We start from the raw sequence: 18,729 nt of genomic DNA, 5'->3' as shown, positions 1-18,729 counted from the left end.
TTCGCCTCCCTCAGCGTTCGTTGCCAGGCCGCAGGATGGCTTTCGCCGTCACCTCGACCTCGACACGCATCTGCTCTTCGGCAAGATCGCAGATGATCGTCGTGTTCGCCGGACGGGCGGCATCGCAATATTTCTTGATGATCGGCTTGATTCGGTCGAACTCTTCCCGGCTGGCAACAAAGACCCGGACGCGGAGCATGTTTTCAAGGTTGCTGCGCGCCTGAAGCAGCGCCCGCTGGATGTTCAGGAAACACAGCTCGGCCTGTTCCTCTACCGAATCCGGGAAGCTCATGCTCTCCGGATTGAAGCCTGTCGTGCCGGAGACATAGACCATGTCGCCATCGACAACGGCACGGGCGTATCCGGCCATTTCCTCGAACGGCGATCCTGAATAGATGCGCTTTCCGATCATTTGTCCTCCCTCCGGCTCTTGCTGGCCGTCCTCTACCGTCGCTCTCCGACAGTAACGTGACACCCCTCGACATGATCGTCGACCATGCCCATGGCCTGCATGAAAGCGTAGCACGTGGTCGGGCCGACAAAGCTCCAGCCACGCTTCTTCAGATCCTTGGAAAGCGCCGTCGATTCCGGTGTGGTGGCCATGGTCTGCAGGGTCGCATAGTCGAGCCGCTCCGGTCCGCGATGCTCCGCCCTGAAACCCCAGACATAGTCCGAGAGGGAGCCTTCCTTCTCGATCAGCTCAATGGCCCGCTTTGCGTTGTTGATCGTCGAGACGATCTTGCCCCGGTGCCGGACGATCCCGGCATCCTGCAGGCAGCGCTCGATATCCGCATCGGTGAAGGCGGCAACCTTCTCGATTTCGAAATTGGCAAAGGCCGCGCGGAAATTCTCGCGCTTGCGGAGGATCGTCAGCCAGGAAAGTCCTGACTGGAAGCCCTCAAGGCAGGTCTTCTCGAACAGCGTGCGGTCGTCCCGCGCCCGCTGGCCCCATTCTGTGTCGTGATAGTGACGGTAGAGATCGTCTCCGGCACACCACCAGCAGCGCGGCTTGCCGTCAGCCTCATGAATCAGGCCGTTTTCATGATCGATGGCCACGTGGCCCTCCCGGTCAGGCGGTTTCCTTGAAGAGTTCGCGGCCAATCAGCATCCGGCGAATTTCGCTGGTACCGGCGCCGATCTCGTACAGCTTGGCGTCGCGCAGCAGCCGCCCGGTCGCGGTGTCGTTGATGTACCCGTTGCCGCCGAGGCACTGAATTGCTTCAAGCGCCATCCAGGTTGCCTTTTCGGCAGCGTAGAGAATCGCGCCGGCGGCGTCCTTCCGGGTGACCTCTCCCCGGTCGCAGGCCTTGGCCACGGCATAGACATAGGCCTTGGCCGAATTCATCGTTACATACATGTCAGCGATCTTGCCCTGCATGAGCTGGAACTCGCCAATCGACTTGCCGAACTGTTTACGCTCATGGATGTAGGGCACGACGATATCCATGCAGGCCTGCATGATGCCGAGCGATCCGGCAGCCAGCACCGCGCGCTCGTAATCGAGCCCGCTCATCAGTACCCGGGCGCCGCCATTCAGCTGGCCGAGAACGTTTTCCTCCGGGATCTCGCAATTCTCGAACACCAGCTCGCACGTGTTCGAGCCCCGCATGCCGAGCTTGTCCAGCTTCTGCGCCGTCGAGAATCCCTTGAAGCCCTTCTCCACCAGAAAAGCGGTGATGCCGTGCTGATGCGCGTCCGGATCGGTCTTGGCATAAACCACCAGCGTGTCCGCGTCCGGGCCGTTGGTAATCCACATCTTGGTGCCGTTCAGGACGTAACGATCACCCTTCTTTTCCGCGCGCAGCTTCATGGACACGACGTCAGAGCCAGCGCCGGGCTCGCTCATGGCCAGCGCGCCAACATGCTCCCCGGAGATTAGCTTCGGCAGATATTTCTGCCGCTGCTCCTCGGTGCCATTCAGCCGGATCTGGTTGACGCAGAGATTGGAATGGGCGCCGTAACTCAAGCCGACAGATGCCGACGCCCGGCTGATCTCTTCCATGGCAACGGAATGCTCGAGATAGCCCATCCCGGCGCCGCCGTACTTCTCGTCCACGGTCACGCCAAGCACACCGAGCGCGCCAAGCTTCGGCCAGAGATCCATCGGGAACTCGTTTGACCGGTCGATCTCCGCCGCACGCGGCGCAATTTCATCCGCCGAGAAAGAACGCACCGCATCGCGCAGCATGTCCGCGGTCTCGCCCAGATCATAGTTCAGCGAGGGGATATCATTCGGGATCATTCTTGTTTCCTCCGCTTTGCATTTTTACGGCGTCAGTTGCCGCTTCGGTCGTCTTCGCGACCATGCATGAGCATCATTGTGGCAAGCGCGGTCGCGGCCAGTTTTTCTGTGCCGTTCTTCACCGCAAGAACGTCGCACCGGCAGACCACAAGCGAGCGTCCGGGCCTGACAACGTCAGCCCTGGCAACCAGCTGCTCCCCATCTCCGGGCGAGACGATATTCATCTTGTATTCGACGGTCAGGATGCTCGCATCCGCCGGCGCCAGCGTAAAGGCAGCATAGCCGCAGGCATTGTCCGCAAGCGTGCCAATAATACCGCCATGGAAGAAACCATGCTGCTGGGTCAATTCTTCCCTGTAGGGAAGGTCAATCACGCAGCGGCCCGGCGCGACATCGGAAAGCACGGCGCCGATATGCTCCATGAAAGCCTGCCGCGCGAAGCTTTCCCGCACACGACCGGCAAAATCTGGATTGGGTGTCTGAAATCTGGACATCGGACCTTCATTGACGTTCACGTCAATCATTCCCGTCTTTGGCCAGATCCGTCAACGACTCAATGCAACTCGCCTCGACGGCATCGAGTTCGTCCAGGATCAGGGTCATCTCACGCACCTGTTCCTGCAGCTTGGAGCGCCGCGCCCGGAGCTTTCCAAGGAGCAGCAGGATCTGCCGCTCCTCGCCCCGTTCGGCATCATAGAGGTCAATGATTTCACGGATTTCCTCAAGGGAGAGGCCAAGCCTCCGCCCCCGCGCAATAAGACCGACACGCACCTTGTCCCGCTGGCTGAAAATCCGCGTGCGACCGCGCCGGGCCGGGCAGATCAGCCCCAGAGCCTCATAATGCCGGATCGCTCGTGTTGTCAGATCGTACTCGCGGGCAAGATCCGCCGTGGTGATTTCCTTCAGCATCGGAAAAGGAAATCACCGATTGACGCTAACGTCAATCAAACCGGTTATATCAGGAACAGCGCCGCAAGCCCGAGGAAGGTGAAGAAGCCGACCACATCCGTCACTGTGGTTAGGAATACCGTGGAGGCGACGGCCGGATCGATCTTGAACCGCTCAAGCGTGATCGGGATCAGCGTACCGGAAAGACCGGCGACAAAAAGATTGATCACCATGGCCGAAGCCATCACCGCCGCGATCTTCGGGTCCCCGAACCAGGCCCAGCAGGCGCCGGCCGCGATCAGTGCGAACATTATCCCGTTCAGGGATCCCACCGTCATTTCCTTCATCACGAATTTGAAGGCGTTGGTGGAACTCAACTCACGCATGGACAGCGCCCGCACGGCGACGGTCAAAGTCTGGGTTCCTGCATTGCCGCCCATGGAGGCGACAATCGGCATCAGCACCGCGAGGGCAACGATCTTCTCGATCGTGGTCTCGAAGGCACCGATCACGCCGGAGGCGACAATCGCCGTCACCAGGTTGACCGCCAGCCAGGAGAACCGGCTGCGGGTGGTGCTCAACAAACTGCCATGCAGATCGTCATTCGCCACACCGCCGAGCCGCAGGATGTCTTCCTCCGCCTCCTCGTTCATGACATCGACCACGTCATCCACCGTGATCATACCGATCAGCCGCTCGTCAGCGTCCACTACCGGCGCGGAAACAAGCCCGTATTGCCGGAACATCATGGCGACGTCTTCCTGGTCCATCACGAGCGGCACCTTGTGGAAATCCGTACTCATGACGTCAGCTACCCGCACCGGACGCTTGCTCCGCAGCAAGCGGCTGAGCGACAGTTTCCCAAAAGGGTGATGAGCCGGGTCGACAACGTAGATATCGTAAAAATAATTCGGCAGCTGTTCCGTGGTGCGCAGGAAGTCAATGGTTTGGCCGACAGTCCAGTGCTCCGGAACCGTCACCATCTCACGCTGCATGAGACGACCGGCACTGGCCTCGTCGTAGGCCAGACCCTCCTCGACCATCGCGCGTTCGCGGTCAGGCATGGTGTCAAGCAGACGCGCCTGTTCGTCGTCGTCCAATTCCCCCAGAATCTCGACAGCATCGTCGGATTCCAGCATGTGCATGGCGTTCCTGAGAACCTCCTCGTCAAGCAGAGGAATCACTTCCTCACGCACCTTGTCGTCGAGGTAGGTCAGGGTCTCGGGGTCGAAATAGCGCCCCAGAACGACAACCAGCGCTTCCCGGTTACGTCCCGAATAACGCTCGATCAGGTCGGCATGGTCGGCGGCGTGCAGCGGACGCACAAGCCGGTAGAGCTGGCGCGGATTTTCTCCAGCCAGCGCCTGCGCCACTTCCTTTTCCAGCTCCGGCGTAAGCCCATAAAGCTTCGAGGCAGCAACGCTGTCATAAACGGCGAGTTCTTTCTCCAGAGACCGGATCCGCCGCTTCAGCTTCTTCTTTTTGCGCTTGGCCCGCGCCTTGCGTTGGATGACCGCCGCTTCATCGCCGGGAAGCTTCTCGGCGCCGACAGGCTCCACTGGCTCCTGCACGTGATCGTTGGGACCATCGACGCTCACCGGCTCACCCCTTTTTGGCACGGATGCGGTGATGCTCCTGTGCGTCGACAACAGCAACGGCTGCCATGTTGATGATGCCGCGTACGGTGACCGACGATGTCAGGATATGCATCGGATACGCCGTGCCGAGCAGGATCGGCCCGACCGACAGGCCGCGACCGAGCGTCTTCAGCAGATTGAAGGAGATATTGGCAGCATCGATCCCCGGCATGACCAGCAGGTTCGCGGCCCCGGTAAGACCTGCGCCCGGGAAAGCCCGGTCACGAGTCGCCTCGCTGAGCGCCGCATCGGCATGCATCTCCCCCTCGATCTCGATATCGGGATAAGCCTTTTTCAGCGCAGGAATCGATTCCCGCATCCGGACCGCAGACTCCAGATTTGATGAGCCGAAGTTGGAATGCGACAACAGGGCGACCTTCGGCTCAATGCCGAAGCTGCGCACTTCCGTGGTTGCAAGCCCGACCATTTCCACCAGATCCGAGGCGCTCGGCGTCGGGTTTACGTGGGTGTCGAGAATGAAGATCGGTCCCTGCGGCATGATCAGAAGACTGAGAGCCGTGCAGCGATGCACATCCGCGCGCGGACCAATGATATCAATGACTTCAACAAGATGATCTCGCCAGCGGCCAATCGCGCCGCAGATACCGGCATCGGCCTCACCCTGACACACCATGATCGACGAAATCGCGGTCGGCCTGTTGCGCATGATCTGCCGCGCCCGGTCTGGCGCAACCCCGCGCCGGGCCATCATCTTGTGATAGGTCGCAGCGAAGGAATCGAGTCGATCGTCATTCTGCATATCAACGATCTCGATATCCTCGTCCGGCTTCAGACGGAGATGCAGATCCTCGATCTTTCCGGCGATTACATCGCGCCGGCCAATCAACAACGGACGTGCAATGCCTTCATCCACGATGCTCTGGGCGGCGCGCAGGATCCGGTCCTGCTCGCCTTCCGCAAAGGCAATACGCTTCGGGTCCTGCTTGGCGGATAGCACCACCGGGCGCATCACCTGACCGGAGCGGTAGACGAACTGGCTCAGCTTCTCGTGATACCAGTCGAAATCCTCCATCGGCATGGTGGCGACGCCGCTATCCATCGCGGCCTTGGCGACACGCGGCGCGATCTCCAGGATCAGGCGCGGATCGAACGGCTTCGGAATCAGATATTCCGGGCCAAAGGAAGGAGCCTCTCCGCCATAAGCGCTCGCGACAACGTCGGAGGCTTCCTGCTGAGCCAAATCGGCGATGGCCTCGACCGCGGCGATCTTCATTTCCTCGTTGATCGTGGTCGCCCCGACATCAAGCGCCCCGCGGAAAATATACGGGAAGCAGAGAACGTTGTTCACCTGGTTCGGGTAGTCCGACCGGCCGGTGCAGATCAGCGCGTCCGGACGGACGGCGCGCACATCTTCCGGCGTGATTTCCGGGTCCGGATTGGCAAGAGCGAGAACCAGCGGGTCCTTCGCCATCTTCTTGACCATGTCCTGCTTCAGCACGCCCGGCGCGGAAAGACCAAGGAAGACGTCGGCACCATCAATGACCTCGCCCAGAGTGCGGGCATCGGTTTCCTGGGCAAACGCTTCCAGGTGCGGGTTCATCGCGGCGCGGCCCTTGTAGACCACACCATCAATGTCCGTGACGGTAACGTTCTCGTACTTCACACCCATTGAGACGAGCAGCTTCAAGCAGGCGAGCGCCGCAGCGCCGGCACCGGAGGTGACCAGTTTGATGTCTTCCAGCTTCTTGTCGACGCAGCGAAGACCGCTGAGGATTGCCGCCGCGACAATAATGGCCGTGCCGTGCTGGTCGTCATGGAAAACCGGGATGTTCATCCTGGCGCGGAGCTTCTCCTCGATTTCAAAGCATTCCGGCGCCTTGATGTCTTCGAGATTGATACCGCCGAAAGTCGGCTCCAGTGAGGCTACGACATCGCAGAACTTGTCGACATCGAGCTCATCGACCTCAAGGTCGAACACGTCGATATAAGCGAACTTCTTGAAGAGGACGGCCTTGCCTTCCATCACCGGCTTGGAGGCGAGCGGCCCGATATTGCCGAGGCCAAGCACCGCGGTCCCGTTCGTGATCACGCCGACGAGGTTTCCGCGGGCCGTCATGTTCCGGACTTCGTTCGGATCTTCAACGATGGCCATGCAGGCGTAGGCAACACCCGGAGAATAGGCAAGAGAGAGGTCACGCTGGGTCGCAAGTGGCTTGGTCGCTTCGACCGTCAGCTTCCCCGGCCTTGGGTACTTGTGAAAATAAAGTGCCGCTTCCTTCAGTTCGTCAGCCACGATGGCTCTCCCCGATCACATCCGCATCCGGTCATTGGATAGACCGCATAGCCTTATAACGCCACAGCAGATATGGCGCCGAAAGGCAATTAAGTCATTATGATACTGAGAGAGATGGTGCGGTCGAGAAGACTCGAACTTCCACCCTGTTTCCAGGACAGCGACCTCAACGCTGCGCGTCTACCAATTCCGCCACGACCGCACATGTGGTGACATCTGAAGGCTTGCGCCTTCGGGATGCGGGGGAGTAGCAAATCCCTTTAACGGGATCAAGTAGCATTGTGCGGAAAAGAGCATGGATGCGAAAAAACTTTGACCCGGCCAGGAGAGATATGACGATGCCAGGAACAAAATTACCATGACGGTTGAATGGCGGATATCCGATAAACCGGTCGCCTATCCGGACGCGCTTGCTGAAATGGACGCCCGCGCGGCGGCCATTCGCGAGGGGACCGCGCCGGAACTCGTCTGGCTTCTGGAACACCCTCCCCTCTATACGGCCGGTACCAGCGCGAACCCGGAAGACCTTCTGGAAACCGACCGCTTTCCGATCTTCCAGACCGGCCGCGGCGGCCAATACACCTATCATGGCCCCGGTCAGCGAGTGGCCTATGTGCTGCTCGATCTGAAAGCACGCAAACAAGACATCCGTGCTTACGTAAGCGCCCTGGAAGACTGGATCATCCGCACGCTCTCGGCCTTCAACGTCAAGGGAGAGCGGCGCGACGGCCGCGTCGGCATCTGGGTGACACGTGGCGATATCGGCTCCCCCCTACGGGAGGACAAGATCGCCGCCATAGGCGTGCGCCTGAAACGCTGGGTTTCCATGCACGGCGTGTCGATCAACGTAGAGCCGGAGCTATCCCATTTCGAGGGGATCGTACCCTGCGGCATCAGCGAGCACGGCGTCACCAGCCTGCACGACATGGGGCAACTGGTTTCAATGGCGGAAGCTGACATCGAATTGCGCGCCGCGTTTGAGACCGTTTTTGGGCCGGGACAACAATTCTGCCGTCAGGACGAAACCGGCTCCGTCGCATAAAGAAAAAGCCCGGAAACGCACAGCTGATAAAATGTATTTTAAAGAAATTTCACATTAACTTAACGATATTGAGTCGATACTATATGGAGACATTCATCTGAACGATCTGGTTTTCGAATAATGCGCCACCAGACCAACATAGCCGACACCGTTCGTACAATGTCGCCGGACGAGTGTGAGGTATTCGACCTGATTTTGGACGGCTACAATCCGTCGAAACCAGAAGATGTCGGAGAATTTATTGCCCGCATCGACACACCAATTGCAGATCTTCTTCTCGGCCTCCTCGAAAAACGCCTGCTGCAGAAAACAGAATTTAAAGGCCGTACATCTCTGCAGGCGAACCCTGCTGCCGTCTGGTTCCTCGCCGAGCCGGAATATCGCACCTTTTCGCGATAAGGCTCTTACGCTGCCCGGCTAACGTGCCGTGACCGCTTTCACCATAAGCCCTATTGCACGGCGTGCTTCCTGCTCAAGAAGCCGGCCATCCTGCTGCAGATCCGCAACAGTCACGGCCGGACGCGGGTCGTCCGCGTGGAGAAGATGGTTGCGCCGATTGCGCAGCCAGAGATAGTCGGCTCCGAACCGCGCCTCGTTCTGAACCAGCCCGTCAACGTCCCCCTGATACAATTCAGCATCCAGCGCCGCCTGTGCGAGCACGAGTGCCGCCAACCAGGCTCCGGCAGCAAAGCACCGGCTCATCTCGTCAAAAAGCGCCTCGGCCTGCGGCGAGAGATCCAACCCCTCGCCATCGCTCTCCCGATCGATCAGCCCCCGGATCCAGTCAAGTCTCCGGAGCATCTCGCTGGAGGATGGCAAAGCCTGTCCGAAAGTCTGCATTTTGGTCTCAGAGAGTCGGCCGCTGATGGAAGCCGGAATGGCCGGGCGGATCGGCATCATCGAAACACTCAATGCCGGTCACCTTGGCTGCAGGCGGACCGCTGCGGCAGGCTTCGATCATCGCATTCACACTATCGGACGAGCCGGAAAAGACCGCTTCGACCGTGCCGTCGCTCCGGTTCCGCACCCAGCCGTCAAGGCCGGCCCCGCTCGCCTCGCTCACAGTCCACCCGCGATACCAGACACCCTGGACGCGACCGGAAATCACGACCCGTATCGTTGTCCGCGGAACATGTTCGCTCATCAATGGCCGCCCGTCAGTTGGCGATGGATCTCCTGGAACAGAGTTAGCCAATGCATCGGCAATTGTATAGGGCGGGAACCGCCTGGCCGCCCCCGGTCACACCCGATTCCCGCGCACGGCAAGGCGCGCGACACATCCGGCACACTTAAATATCCAGTCACGCACACTGTTGTTCGACAGGAGATCCGCCGCCTCCACGCTAAAAGACAAAAGTCCTCGCGATCGTCCTTGCCGGGTCAGGGGGGCGATGCGTATAACGGGCCTTTAATGACTAGCACTCAGCCCACGCCCCAAAGTGACGCGCCCGCGCTCCGACTCCGACACCTGCTCGGCATCGAAGGCCTATCGCGCCCCGACATTGAAGCGCTCCTGGATCTTTCCGACCGCTATGTCGACATCAACCGCCGCGCGGACAAGAAAATGTCCAGCCTGCGTGGCCGCACAATCATCAACCTTTTCTTCGAGAACTCGACCCGCACGCGCACCAGCTTCGAGCTGGCGGGCAAGCGGCTCGGCGCCGATGTCCTCAACATGTCGGTCGGGACCAGTTCGGTGAAGAAGGGAGAAACCCTGATCGACACGGCGGTCACCCTGAACGCCATGCATCCGGATGTGTTGACCATCCGGCACGGCGACTCGGGCGCAGTGCACCTGCTGGCGCAGAAGGTGAATTGCGGAGTCATCAATGCCGGCGACGGCACCCACGAGCATCCGACCCAGGCCCTGCTCGATGCGCTGACGATCCGCCGCCGCAAGGGCGACCTGAGCGGCCTGCAGGTTGCGATCTGCGGCGATGTCGCCCACAGCCGGGTTGCCCGCTCCAATATCCATCTGCTCTCGATCATGGGCGCACGGGTCCGGGTCTGCGCCCCGCCGACCCTGATCCCGCCCGGCCTTGAACGGCTCGGCGTCGAGATACATCACGACATGCGCACCGGGCTTGCCGACTGCGACATCGTGATGATGCTGCGGCTGCAGAACGAACGTATGGAAGGCAGCTTCGTGCCATCCGTCCGCGAGTATTACCGGCTGTTCGGCCTCGATCACGACAAACTCTCCGTCGCCAAGCCGGACGCGCTGGTCATGCATCCGGGGCCGATGAACCGTGGCGTCGAAATCGATTCGGACGTGGCGGACGATATTGACCGCAGCCTGATCCGTGAGCAGGTCGAGATGGGTGTTGCCGTCCGCATGGCCTGTCTCGAAGTTCTGGCGGAATCGCAGCTCGAACCATGGGCGAAGAATCAGTGAGCCGTACTCTTTTCAAGAATGCCCGCCTGCTCGACCCTGAGTCCGGTCTGGACGCGCAAGGCGCCATGCTGGTGGATGGGGCGCGGGTCCTCGATATCGGCCCGAATGTCTTTGTCGATGCCGTCCAGGACGATGTGCATGTTGTGGACTGCAAGGGCCTCTGCCTCGCCCCGGGGCTGGTCGACATGCGGGTTTCCACCGGCGAGCCGGGGAACGAGCATATCGAAACTCTGGCGACGGCAGCCCAGGCCGCTGTCGCCGGCGGTGTCACTACCTTCACCTGCCTGCCGAACACCGACCCCATCGTCGACGATGTCGCGGTGCTGGAGTTCGTCGAACGTCTGGGACGCGATGTCGGACTGGTGAACATCCATTCCTATGCCGCCGCCACCAAGGGGCTCGGCGGCAAGGTGATGACGGAACTCGGCCTGCTGCATGAATCCGGCGCGGCCGGCTTCACCGATGGCGGCAAGGCGATTGCGCATCCCCTGGTGATGCGCCGCCTGCTGTCCTATGCGCAACTGTTCGATACCGTAATCATCCAGCATCCCGAAATGCCGGAGATGGTCGGCAGCGGCGTGATGAACGAAGGCGAGACGGCAACACGGCTCGGCCTGCCGGGTATCCCGGCAGCCGCCGAGGTGATGATGATCGAGAGGGATCTCCGGCTGGTCGAGTTGACCGGTGGCCGGCTGCACTTTTCCTGCCTTTCCACCGCTGCGGCAGTCAATGCCGTGCGCCGGGCCAAGGCCTCCGGATTGCGGGTAACGGCGGACACTGCACCGCCCTACTTCTCGCTGACCGAATCCGCCGTGATCGGGTATCGGACCTTCGCCAAACTATCCCCGCCGCTGCGCACCGAAGAAGACCGCAACGCGGTGATCGAAGGCATTGCCGACGGCACCATCGACGCCATCGTGAGTGCCCACATCCCGGGAGACCGGGACCAGAAGCGTCTGCCCTTCACGCAAGCCGACTTTGGCGGCGTCGGACTGGAAACGCTTCTCTCTGTGTCTCTGGAGCTGGTGCATAACGATCAGGTGCCGCTGCTGACGGTCCTGAAAGCCTTGACCCAGTCTCCCGCCGATCTGCTGAAACTGCCGGCTGGAAGGCTGCGCAAGGGACATCTCGCGGACTTCATCCTGTTCGATCCGAACCGGGCCGTGCGGATCGACAGGGATGAGTTGCGCGGTAAATCCAGAAACACGCCGTTCGACGAGCGCCCCGTGCAGGGCCGCGTCGAGCGCACCTATCGGGCCGGCAATCTGGTTTTCGATATCGAGACCTCACCTGTGCCGGAGCGACGGAGATTCCCCGATGCCTGACCTTCTGGGACCTCTTGAATATACGTGGCCGTTCTATGCCTGCGCTCTCGCAGCCTATCTGCTCGGCTCCATCCCCTTCGGGCTAGTGCTGACACGGCTCGCCGGGCACGGTGACGTCCGTGCCATCGGCTCCGGCAGTATCGGCGCAACCAATGTGTTGCGCACCGGTAGCAAGGGATTGGCAGTGGCGACGCTGATCTGCGACAGCGGCAAAGGCGCTGCCGCCGTGCTGCTCGCCTCCCAATACGGGCCTGATATGGCCGTTATCGCCGCAGGTGCCGCGATGCTCGGCCATTGTTTTCCAATCTGGCTGAAATTCAATGGTGGCAAGGGCGTCGCAACCGCATTCGGTATCCTCCTCGCGCTGGCTCCCTTAGTCGGCGGGCTGACGGGCCTTACCTGGCTCGCGGTCGCAGTGACTTTCCGAATTTCCTCGCTCTCCGCCCTCGTCGCGGCTTTAGCGGCGCCGTTCTATATGGAATGGCTCGTCGACCGGCAACATGCGGAACTCGCGCTCTTCATGGCAGTGCTCGTTGTCTTCCGCCATCACGCTAATATCCGCCGCCTGATCAAGGGCGAGGAAAGCCGGATCAATTTCTCCAAAGGCAAGCCGAAGAGCTAAAACCGGCTCCTCCTCTCAGAAATCCTCCCGTCCCGTCCATGGCTGAGACAGGAGGATTACCATGGCCAAAGGACACCAGACATCTGCAGCACCGGATGCAGCCGAAAGGCTCGCCCGGCTTCGTCTGATACGCACGGAAAACGTCGGACCGGTCACATTCCAGCATCTGCTCGCCCGCTTCGGCTCGGCTGGAGCTGCGCTGGAGCAATTGCCGGATCTCGCCCGCCGGGGCGGCAGGCGAGCGAAACTGAAGATCCCGCCGCTGGCGGACATCGAAAAGGAAATCGGGACAAACGAGCAGGCCGGGGGCCGGCTGCTGGTAATAGGAGAGCCGGACTATCCCGCGATGCTCGCCCAGACAGAGGGCGCACCGGCTGCGATATCCCTCTTCGGTCATGCCCACCTGTTTCTGGAGCCGTCGGTTTCCATCGTCGGTGCCCGCAACGCCTCCGGCAATGCCGTGCGTTTCACTGAAAAACTGGCCCGTGACCTCGGAGCGCATGGGGTCGTCGTGATTTCCGGCCTGGCCCGAGGCATCGACACAGCGGCGCACACGGGTGCCCTCGAAACCGGCACCGTCGCGGTTGTCGCCGGTGGCGCCGATGTCATTTATCCGCCTGAGAATGCCGCGCTTCATGCCCGCATCCTCGCCGAAGGCGCCCTGATTGCCGAAGCGCCTATCGGCACGCGGCCGCTGGCCCGCCATTTCCCCGCCCGGAACAGGATTATAGCGGGGCTGACCCGCGCCACGCTCGTCGTGGAAGCGGCAAAACGCTCCGGATCGCTGATTACCGCCAGGTTTGCCGCTGATCAGGGCCGGGAGGTTTGCGCCGTGCCCGGATCGCCAATGGACCCGCGCTGTGCCGGAAGCAACGGATTGCTTCGCGACGGCGCCCATCTGATCGAGCGGGCGGAGGACATATTGAGTCTGCTGCTGCGCGGCGGCGTCCGGGAAGACCCGGCGATCGCCGACCTGTTCGGCATCTCCGGTTTTACCCCTCAACCCGCCGACGAGATTGACGATAAAGCACGCACACGGGTGCTCACCATTTTGGATGCAACGCCGCTAGCGGTTGACGAAATCATCCGCCAATGCCAATTGTCACCGCCGGTGGTCCTAACCATCCTGTTGGAAGCAGAGCTGGCCGGTGAGGCTGAGCGGCATCCTGGGAATCGAGTGGCGAGACGCTATAACCCTCCGTAATATGGAGGGTTTTCGACGCCACGACCGGGCCACCGCCACAAGGAAAGGACTTCCGGTAGCCCATGAAAGTCGTCGTTGTCGAATCGCCGGCCAAAGCCAAAACGATCAATAAATACCTTGGCAGTGATTACAAGGTGCTGGCCAGCTACGGGCATATCCGGGATCTGCCCTCGAAGGACGGATCGGTCGATCCGGACGCCGATTTCGCCATGATCTGGGAAGCCCAGCCCCGGGCGGAAAAGCAGATCAAGGAAATCGCCAGTGCCGTCAAAGGCGCCGAAAGCCTGTTTCTCGCAACTGACCCGGATCGCGAAGGTGAAGCGATTTCCTGGCATGTGCAGAATGTGCTTTCCGAACGCAAGGCCCTGAAGGGCGTCGACGTGAAGCGCGTGGTCTTTCACGAGATCACCAAGCGCGCCGTGCTGGACGCCATCGATAACCCGCGCGAGCTCGATCAGGATCTGGTCGACGCCTACCTGGCGCGCCGCGCCCTCGATTACCTTGTCGGCTTCACATTGTCACCGGTGCTCTGGCGCAAGCTGCCCGGCTCCCGGTCCGCCGGCCGGGTGCAGTCCGTTGCCCTGCGCCTGATATGCGAGCGGGAAGCCGAGATTGAGGCCTTCCGGTCAGAGGAATACTGGACTATCGATGCGGCGTTCCGGACCAAGGAGCGCAAGAATTTCACTGCCCGCCTGACCCACCTCGACGGCGAGAAGTTGCAGAAATTCTCCATCAACACCGAGGCAGCGGCGAAAGCCGCCGTGGAGCGCATTCAGGGCGGGGCCTACGCGGTCCGCTCTCTGGAAAAGAAGCAAACCAAGCGCAATCCTTACCCGCCATTCACGACTTCGACATTGCAGCAGGAGGCCTCGCGCAAGCTCGGCTTCGGTGCATCGCGCACCATGCAGCTCGCGCAGAAGCTCTATGAGGGTATCGATCTCGGTGGCGAGACCGTCGGCTTGATCACCTATATGCGTACCGACGGCGTGCAGCTCAGCCAGGATGCCGTTTTCGCCATCCGCGACGATATCGGCAAGAACTTCGGCGACCGCTATCTGCCGAACAGCCCGCGGATGTACAAGAACAAGTCGAAGAACGCTCAGGAAGCCCACGAAGCGATCCGGCCGACCGATGTGCGCCGGCACCCGCGCGAGATGGCGGCCAAGCTCGACAAGGACATGGCTCGGCTCTACGAGCTGATCTGGAAACGCACCGTCGCCTGCCAGATGGCCAGCGCCGAGCTGGACCAGACCACGGTGACCATCCAGGCTGCCGACAACCGTGCTGAATTCCGCGCCACCGGCTCCATCATCACCTTCGACGGTTTCCTGAAGCTTTATCAGGAAACTCGCGATGAGCCAGCGCCGGGCGGCGAGGAAGACGAGGACGGGCGCCTGCTGCCTGCCGTGACAGAAGGCGAAGCGCTGACCCACGACGAGCCCAAGCCGGATCAGCATTTCACGCAACCGCCGCCGCGCTACAGCGAAGCGAGCCTGGTGAAAGGGCTTGAGGAACTCGGCATCGGCCGGCCCTCGACCTATGCCAGCATCCTGCAGGTGCTGCAGGACCGGAACTATGTCGTTCTCGACAAGCGCCGTTTCATTCCGGAAGACCGGGGACGTCTGGTCACCACGTTCCTGTCAAACTTCTTTACCCGCTACGTGCAGTACAATTTCACAGCCGAGCTGGAAGACGCCCTCGACAATATCGCCGAAGGGACTATCGCCTGGAAAAAGGTCCTGACCGATTTCTGGAAGGCCTTCCACGAAGCGGTCGACAAGACCAAGGACCTGAAAATCTCCGACGTGCTGACCGCCCTCGACGAGGAGCTCGGTCCGCACTTCTTCCCGGTCGACGAAAACGGCGAGACCGTCCGGGCCTGCCCGACCTGCAGCGATGGCCGTCTCGGCCTCAAGCTCGGCAAGTTCGGCGCTTTCATCGGCTGCTCCAACTATCCGGAATGCAAGTTCACCCGGCAGATGACTCAAGCCGGCGACGGGAGCGAGGACGGCACGGCCGATCTTGCGAACGGCCCGAAAATTCTCGGCAAGGATCCGGCGACCGGACTTGATGTCTCGATACGCAAGGGCCCGTACGGAACCTATGTGCAGCTCGGCGAGAAGACAGACGATGTGCCGAAGCCAAAACGGGCATCTCTGACCAAGGGCATGGTTCCGTCCGACGTCACCCTGGAAACCGCACTGGGTCTCTTGGCCCTGCCGCGTGAGGTTGGCCCGGATCCGGAAAGCGGTGAGGTCATCCTTGCCGGTATCGGACGCTACGGCCCCTATCTGAAGATCGGCAGCACCTATGTTTCGATCCCCGCCGGGGACGATGTGCTGACCATCGGCATCAACCGCGCCGTCGACCTGATAGCGAACAACCCGAAGAAAAAGAGCCCGGGACGTGAGCTCGGGGAATATGACGGCAAGCAGATCACCGTCGGCGCCGGCCGTTTCGGGCCCTATGTGAAGCACCTGAAAATCTATGCGACGATTCCGAAGGCCATCACGCCGGAAGAGATCACGCTGGAGCAGGCTATCGAGCTGATCAAGGCCAAGGCGGAGAAATCCGGTGCCGCGAAGAAGGCACCCGCCAAAAAGGCTCCAGCGAAGAAAGCGGCGGCAGCCAAAAAACCGGCAGCGAAGAAGGCGACAGCCAAGAAAGCACCGGCAAAAAAGGCGGCTGCTAAAAAGCCTGCCGCGAAGAAGCCGGCCGCGGCGGCCGGCAGCGACTAGGCCGGCGGCGCGCGTGGCACCACGCAAAATGCCGCCCGGCTTGCCCAGCCGCGAGGCCATACTCGAATTCATCCGTGACAGCCCAACGCCGGTCGGACGCCGGGAAATCGCGCGCGCCTTCAACATAAAGGGCGCCGACCGCATTCCGCTGAAAGCCATGCTGAAAGATCTGGCCGTGGAAGGCCAGATCGATCTCGGCCGTCACAGGCGCGCGGCGGCACCCGGCACATTGCCGGAAGTAACCGTGGTCGCCATCACCGCTATCGACGATGACGGCAATGCGTCCGCACGCCCGCTTACATGGCGGGAAGAAAACGCCCCGCCGGCCATCACCATCCCTCTCTCCACCCGAACACCGTCTGTCGGCATCGGGGACAGGGCGCTGGTGAAGCTGGAGCGTACCGATAAGGACCAGTATCGCGGCCGCATCATGCGCCGCCTGGAAAGCTCGGGAGAGCGTGTCGTCGGACAGTTGCGGAAGGAAGGAAAAGGCTACCGGATCGTCTCGTCTGACCGCAGGGCCCGCAGTGATTACGTGGTGGAACCGGGAGATCTCTCGGAGGCAAAACCGGGCGAGCTGGTCGTGGCCGAGATCCTGCCGCGCGGGCGGATGGGGCTCCAGCATGTCCGGATCACCGAAGTGCTGGGTGACGCCAATGCTCCGCGCGCCGTCAGCCTGATCGCCATTGCCGAGCACGAGATACCGGCTGTTTTCCCCGATGCCTGCACGGTCCAGGCCGAGACGTCGAAGCCTGTTACCCTCGGCAAGCGGACCGACCTTCGGGATATTCCCTTCGTCACCATTGACGGCAGCGATGCGCGCGATTTCGACGATGCGGTCCATGCCGAAGCCGACACCGATCCGAAAAACAAGGGCGGGTATCGCATCCTCGTCGCCATCGCGGATGTTGCGCACTATGTCCGGCCCGGCGATGCGCTGGACACCGAAGCGCGCAAACGCGGCAACTCGGTCTACTTCCCTGACCGGGTCGTGCCTATGCTGCCGGAGGCTCTCTCGAACGGGCTTTGCTCGCTCCGCCCGAACGAAGACCGCGCCTGTCTCGCGGTCGAGATGGTGATTGATTCCCGGGGCCATAAGATCAGCCACAAATTCATGCGCGGACTGATGCGTTCCACAGCGCGCCTGACCTATGAACAGGTGCAGGCTGAGGCTGACGGCACGGCCGATACCGATGTTGTACCGGACGGCATCACCGCGCCTCTCTATGGCGCGTTCCGTCTTCTGCTCGCCGCTCGTGAAAAGCGCGGCGCTCTTGACCTTAACCTGCCGGAACGCAAGGTGGTGTTGGGGGACGATGGCAAAATTGCGTCCATAGAACCTCGGGAACGGCTCGACAGTCACCAACTGATCGAAGAATTCATGGTGCTGGCGAACGTGGCGGCCGCCGAAACGCTGGAAGCGAAAAAGCGCCCTTGCATGTACCGGGTCCATGAAACACCCGATCCGGAAAAAGTCGCCGCACTGACCGAGTTTCTCAAGGGGCTCGAGATCCCGTTCGGCACATCCGGCGTGATCCGGCCGCAAACCTTCAACGAATTGCTCGCCAAGGTGCGCGGTGAGGTTCACGAAACAGCAGTGAACGAACTGGTCCTGCGCAGCCAGAGCCAGGCTGTCTACAGTCCCGAAAACCTTGGCCATTTTGGCCTCGGCTTGAGACGCTATGCCCATTTCACATCACCGATCCGGCGATATTCCGATCTACTGGTGCACCGCGCTTTGATCGACGCCCATGGCTTTGGCAAAGACGGTTTGGGCGATATTGAAACCGAAAGCTTTTTCGAGACCGCAGCCCATATTTCGATGACCGAGCGTAGGGCCGCCGCCGCCGAGCGCACGGCGATCGCCCGCTATGTTGCCGCCTTCCTGAGCGAGCAGATCGGCAATACCTTCGAGGCACGGGTCTCCGGCATCGCTTCAGCCGGGATGTTCATGGCGCTTGCCGGAGTTGGTGCCGACGGGTTGCTCCCCATGAAGCGTCTGCCCAACGACTTCTATGATATCGACGAGCACCGTCACTCCCTCTCCGGTCGCGCAACCGGGCTGAGCTTCAAGATCGGCGAAACGCTGGTCGTCAAACTGGTTGACGCCGATCCGCTGACGGGTGGTGTATTGCTGGACTATGTCTCGGGCGGCACCCCCGGTGTGCCTGGCGGACGCCGCGGAGTGGGACGACAGGGCCCAAAACGGAATCAGCGGTCGGGACCCGCAAAACGCCATCGCGGAAATGCGAAAGGGCGTGCCAAGAAGCCCCGCTGACGTATGCGGTTTTTACGCCTATAGTGGCCGTATGGACGATAAGTCATTGAGCCAAAAGACGCAGTGGGGAGAGATCCCCCCGACACGGCGGGCAAAACCCCGGG

The 18,729-nt window shown here is 61.2% G+C and carries 17 protein-coding genes and 1 tRNA gene; 8 read left to right on the top strand and 10 right to left on the bottom strand.

Features of this window, described 5'->3' with window-relative positions:
* Window positions 1–10: 10 nt before the first annotated feature.
* From K328_RS25070 to K328_RS0119765, 8 genes are all read right to left on the bottom strand, one after another.
* Window positions 11–412, bottom strand: coding sequence for a RidA family protein (locus K328_RS25070; RefSeq protein ID WP_036554975.1), 402 nt, complete (start codon window positions 410–412; stop codon window positions 11–13).
* Between the two features lie 32 nt (window positions 413–444).
* Window positions 445–1,056, bottom strand: a complete 612-nt coding sequence (locus K328_RS0119795; RefSeq protein ID WP_028467455.1) for a DNA-3-methyladenine glycosylase I — start codon at window positions 1,054–1,056, stop codon at window positions 445–447.
* A 13-nt stretch (window positions 1,057–1,069) separates the two neighbouring features.
* On the bottom strand, window positions 1,070–2,242 hold the full coding sequence (locus K328_RS0119790) for an isovaleryl-CoA dehydrogenase (protein ID WP_028467454.1): 1,173 nt from the start codon (window positions 2,240–2,242) through the stop codon (window positions 1,070–1,072).
* 32 nt (window positions 2,243–2,274) lie between these two features.
* Entirely contained in the window at window positions 2,275–2,736 is a 462-nt protein-coding gene (locus K328_RS0119785; RefSeq protein ID WP_028467453.1) for a PaaI family thioesterase, read from the bottom strand.
* A 22-nt stretch (window positions 2,737–2,758) separates the two neighbouring features.
* Entirely contained in the window at window positions 2,759–3,151 is a 393-nt protein-coding gene (locus tag K328_RS0119780; RefSeq protein ID WP_028467452.1) for a MerR family transcriptional regulator, read from the bottom strand.
* Between the two features lie 44 nt (window positions 3,152–3,195).
* Complete coding sequence (gene mgtE, locus K328_RS0119775) at window positions 3,196–4,728, bottom strand: magnesium transporter (protein WP_084608434.1); 1,533 nt, start codon at window positions 4,726–4,728, stop codon at window positions 3,196–3,198.
* 4 nt (window positions 4,729–4,732) lie between these two features.
* On the bottom strand, window positions 4,733–7,021 hold the full coding sequence (locus tag K328_RS0119770) for an NADP-dependent malic enzyme (RefSeq protein ID WP_028467450.1): 2,289 nt from the start codon (window positions 7,019–7,021) through the stop codon (window positions 4,733–4,735).
* A 115-nt stretch (window positions 7,022–7,136) separates the two neighbouring features.
* A tRNA-Leu gene (locus K328_RS0119765) sits at window positions 7,137–7,223 on the bottom strand.
* A gap of 150 nt (window positions 7,224–7,373) precedes the next feature.
* On the opposite strand from K328_RS0119765, the gene lipB reads away from it, so the two are divergent.
* On the top strand, window positions 7,374–8,063 hold the full coding sequence (gene lipB, locus K328_RS25065; RefSeq protein WP_281169441.1) for a lipoyl(octanoyl) transferase LipB: 690 nt from the start codon (window positions 7,374–7,376) through the stop codon (window positions 8,061–8,063).
* A 120-nt stretch (window positions 8,064–8,183) separates the two neighbouring features.
* Window positions 8,184–8,462, top strand: coding sequence for a hypothetical protein (locus K328_RS0119755; protein WP_028467449.1), 279 nt, complete (start codon window positions 8,184–8,186; stop codon window positions 8,460–8,462).
* 18 nt (window positions 8,463–8,480) lie between these two features.
* On the opposite strand, the gene K328_RS0119750 is transcribed toward K328_RS0119755, so the two are convergent.
* Both K328_RS0119750 and K328_RS0119745 read right to left on the bottom strand, forming a co-directional pair.
* On the bottom strand, window positions 8,481–8,903 hold the full coding sequence (locus K328_RS0119750) for a hypothetical protein (RefSeq protein ID WP_028467448.1): 423 nt from the start codon (window positions 8,901–8,903) through the stop codon (window positions 8,481–8,483).
* 7 nt (window positions 8,904–8,910) lie between these two features.
* Window positions 8,911–9,207: an acylphosphatase gene (locus K328_RS0119745; protein WP_028467447.1), complete on the bottom strand. Its 297-nt coding sequence runs from the start codon at window positions 9,205–9,207 to the stop codon at window positions 8,911–8,913.
* 267 nt (window positions 9,208–9,474) lie between these two features.
* Here K328_RS0119745 and K328_RS0119740 point away from each other — a divergent pair, with 267 nt between their 5' ends.
* The 6 genes from K328_RS0119740 to rnr all read left to right on the top strand — a co-directional run bounded on the left by K328_RS0119740 (window position 9,475) and on the right by rnr (window position 18,625).
* Complete coding sequence (locus K328_RS0119740) at window positions 9,475–10,458, top strand: aspartate carbamoyltransferase catalytic subunit (protein WP_028467446.1); 984 nt, start codon at window positions 9,475–9,477, stop codon at window positions 10,456–10,458.
* A complete protein-coding gene (gene pyrC, locus K328_RS25060) occupies window positions 10,455–11,783 on the top strand; it encodes a dihydroorotase (RefSeq protein ID WP_342665356.1) in 1,329 nt (442 codons plus the stop codon). The genes K328_RS0119740 and pyrC overlap by 4 nt, the downstream gene beginning before the upstream one ends.
* A complete protein-coding gene (gene plsY, locus K328_RS25055; protein ID WP_036554972.1) occupies window positions 11,776–12,405 on the top strand; it encodes a glycerol-3-phosphate 1-O-acyltransferase PlsY in 630 nt (209 codons plus the stop codon). Before pyrC ends, plsY begins: the two co-directional genes overlap by 8 nt.
* Window positions 12,406–12,466: 61 nt before the next feature.
* On the top strand, window positions 12,467–13,609 hold the full coding sequence (dprA, locus tag K328_RS0119725; protein WP_028467445.1) for a DNA-processing protein DprA: 1,143 nt from the start codon (window positions 12,467–12,469) through the stop codon (window positions 13,607–13,609).
* 62 nt (window positions 13,610–13,671) lie between these two features.
* Window positions 13,672–16,347, top strand: coding sequence for a type I DNA topoisomerase (gene topA, locus K328_RS0119720; protein WP_028467444.1), 2,676 nt, complete (start codon window positions 13,672–13,674; stop codon window positions 16,345–16,347).
* 13 nt (window positions 16,348–16,360) lie between these two features.
* Complete coding sequence (gene rnr / locus K328_RS0119715) at window positions 16,361–18,625, top strand: ribonuclease R (RefSeq protein ID WP_028467443.1); 2,265 nt, start codon at window positions 16,361–16,363, stop codon at window positions 18,623–18,625.
* Window positions 18,626–18,729: the final 104 nt, after the last annotated feature.

Origin of the sequence: Nisaea denitrificans DSM 18348 (genome assembly GCF_000426505.1) — a bacterium.
Classification (GTDB): Bacteria; Pseudomonadota; Alphaproteobacteria; order Thalassobaculales; family Thalassobaculaceae; genus Nisaea; species Nisaea denitrificans.
This window is presented reverse-complemented; position numbering and strand designations above follow the sequence as displayed.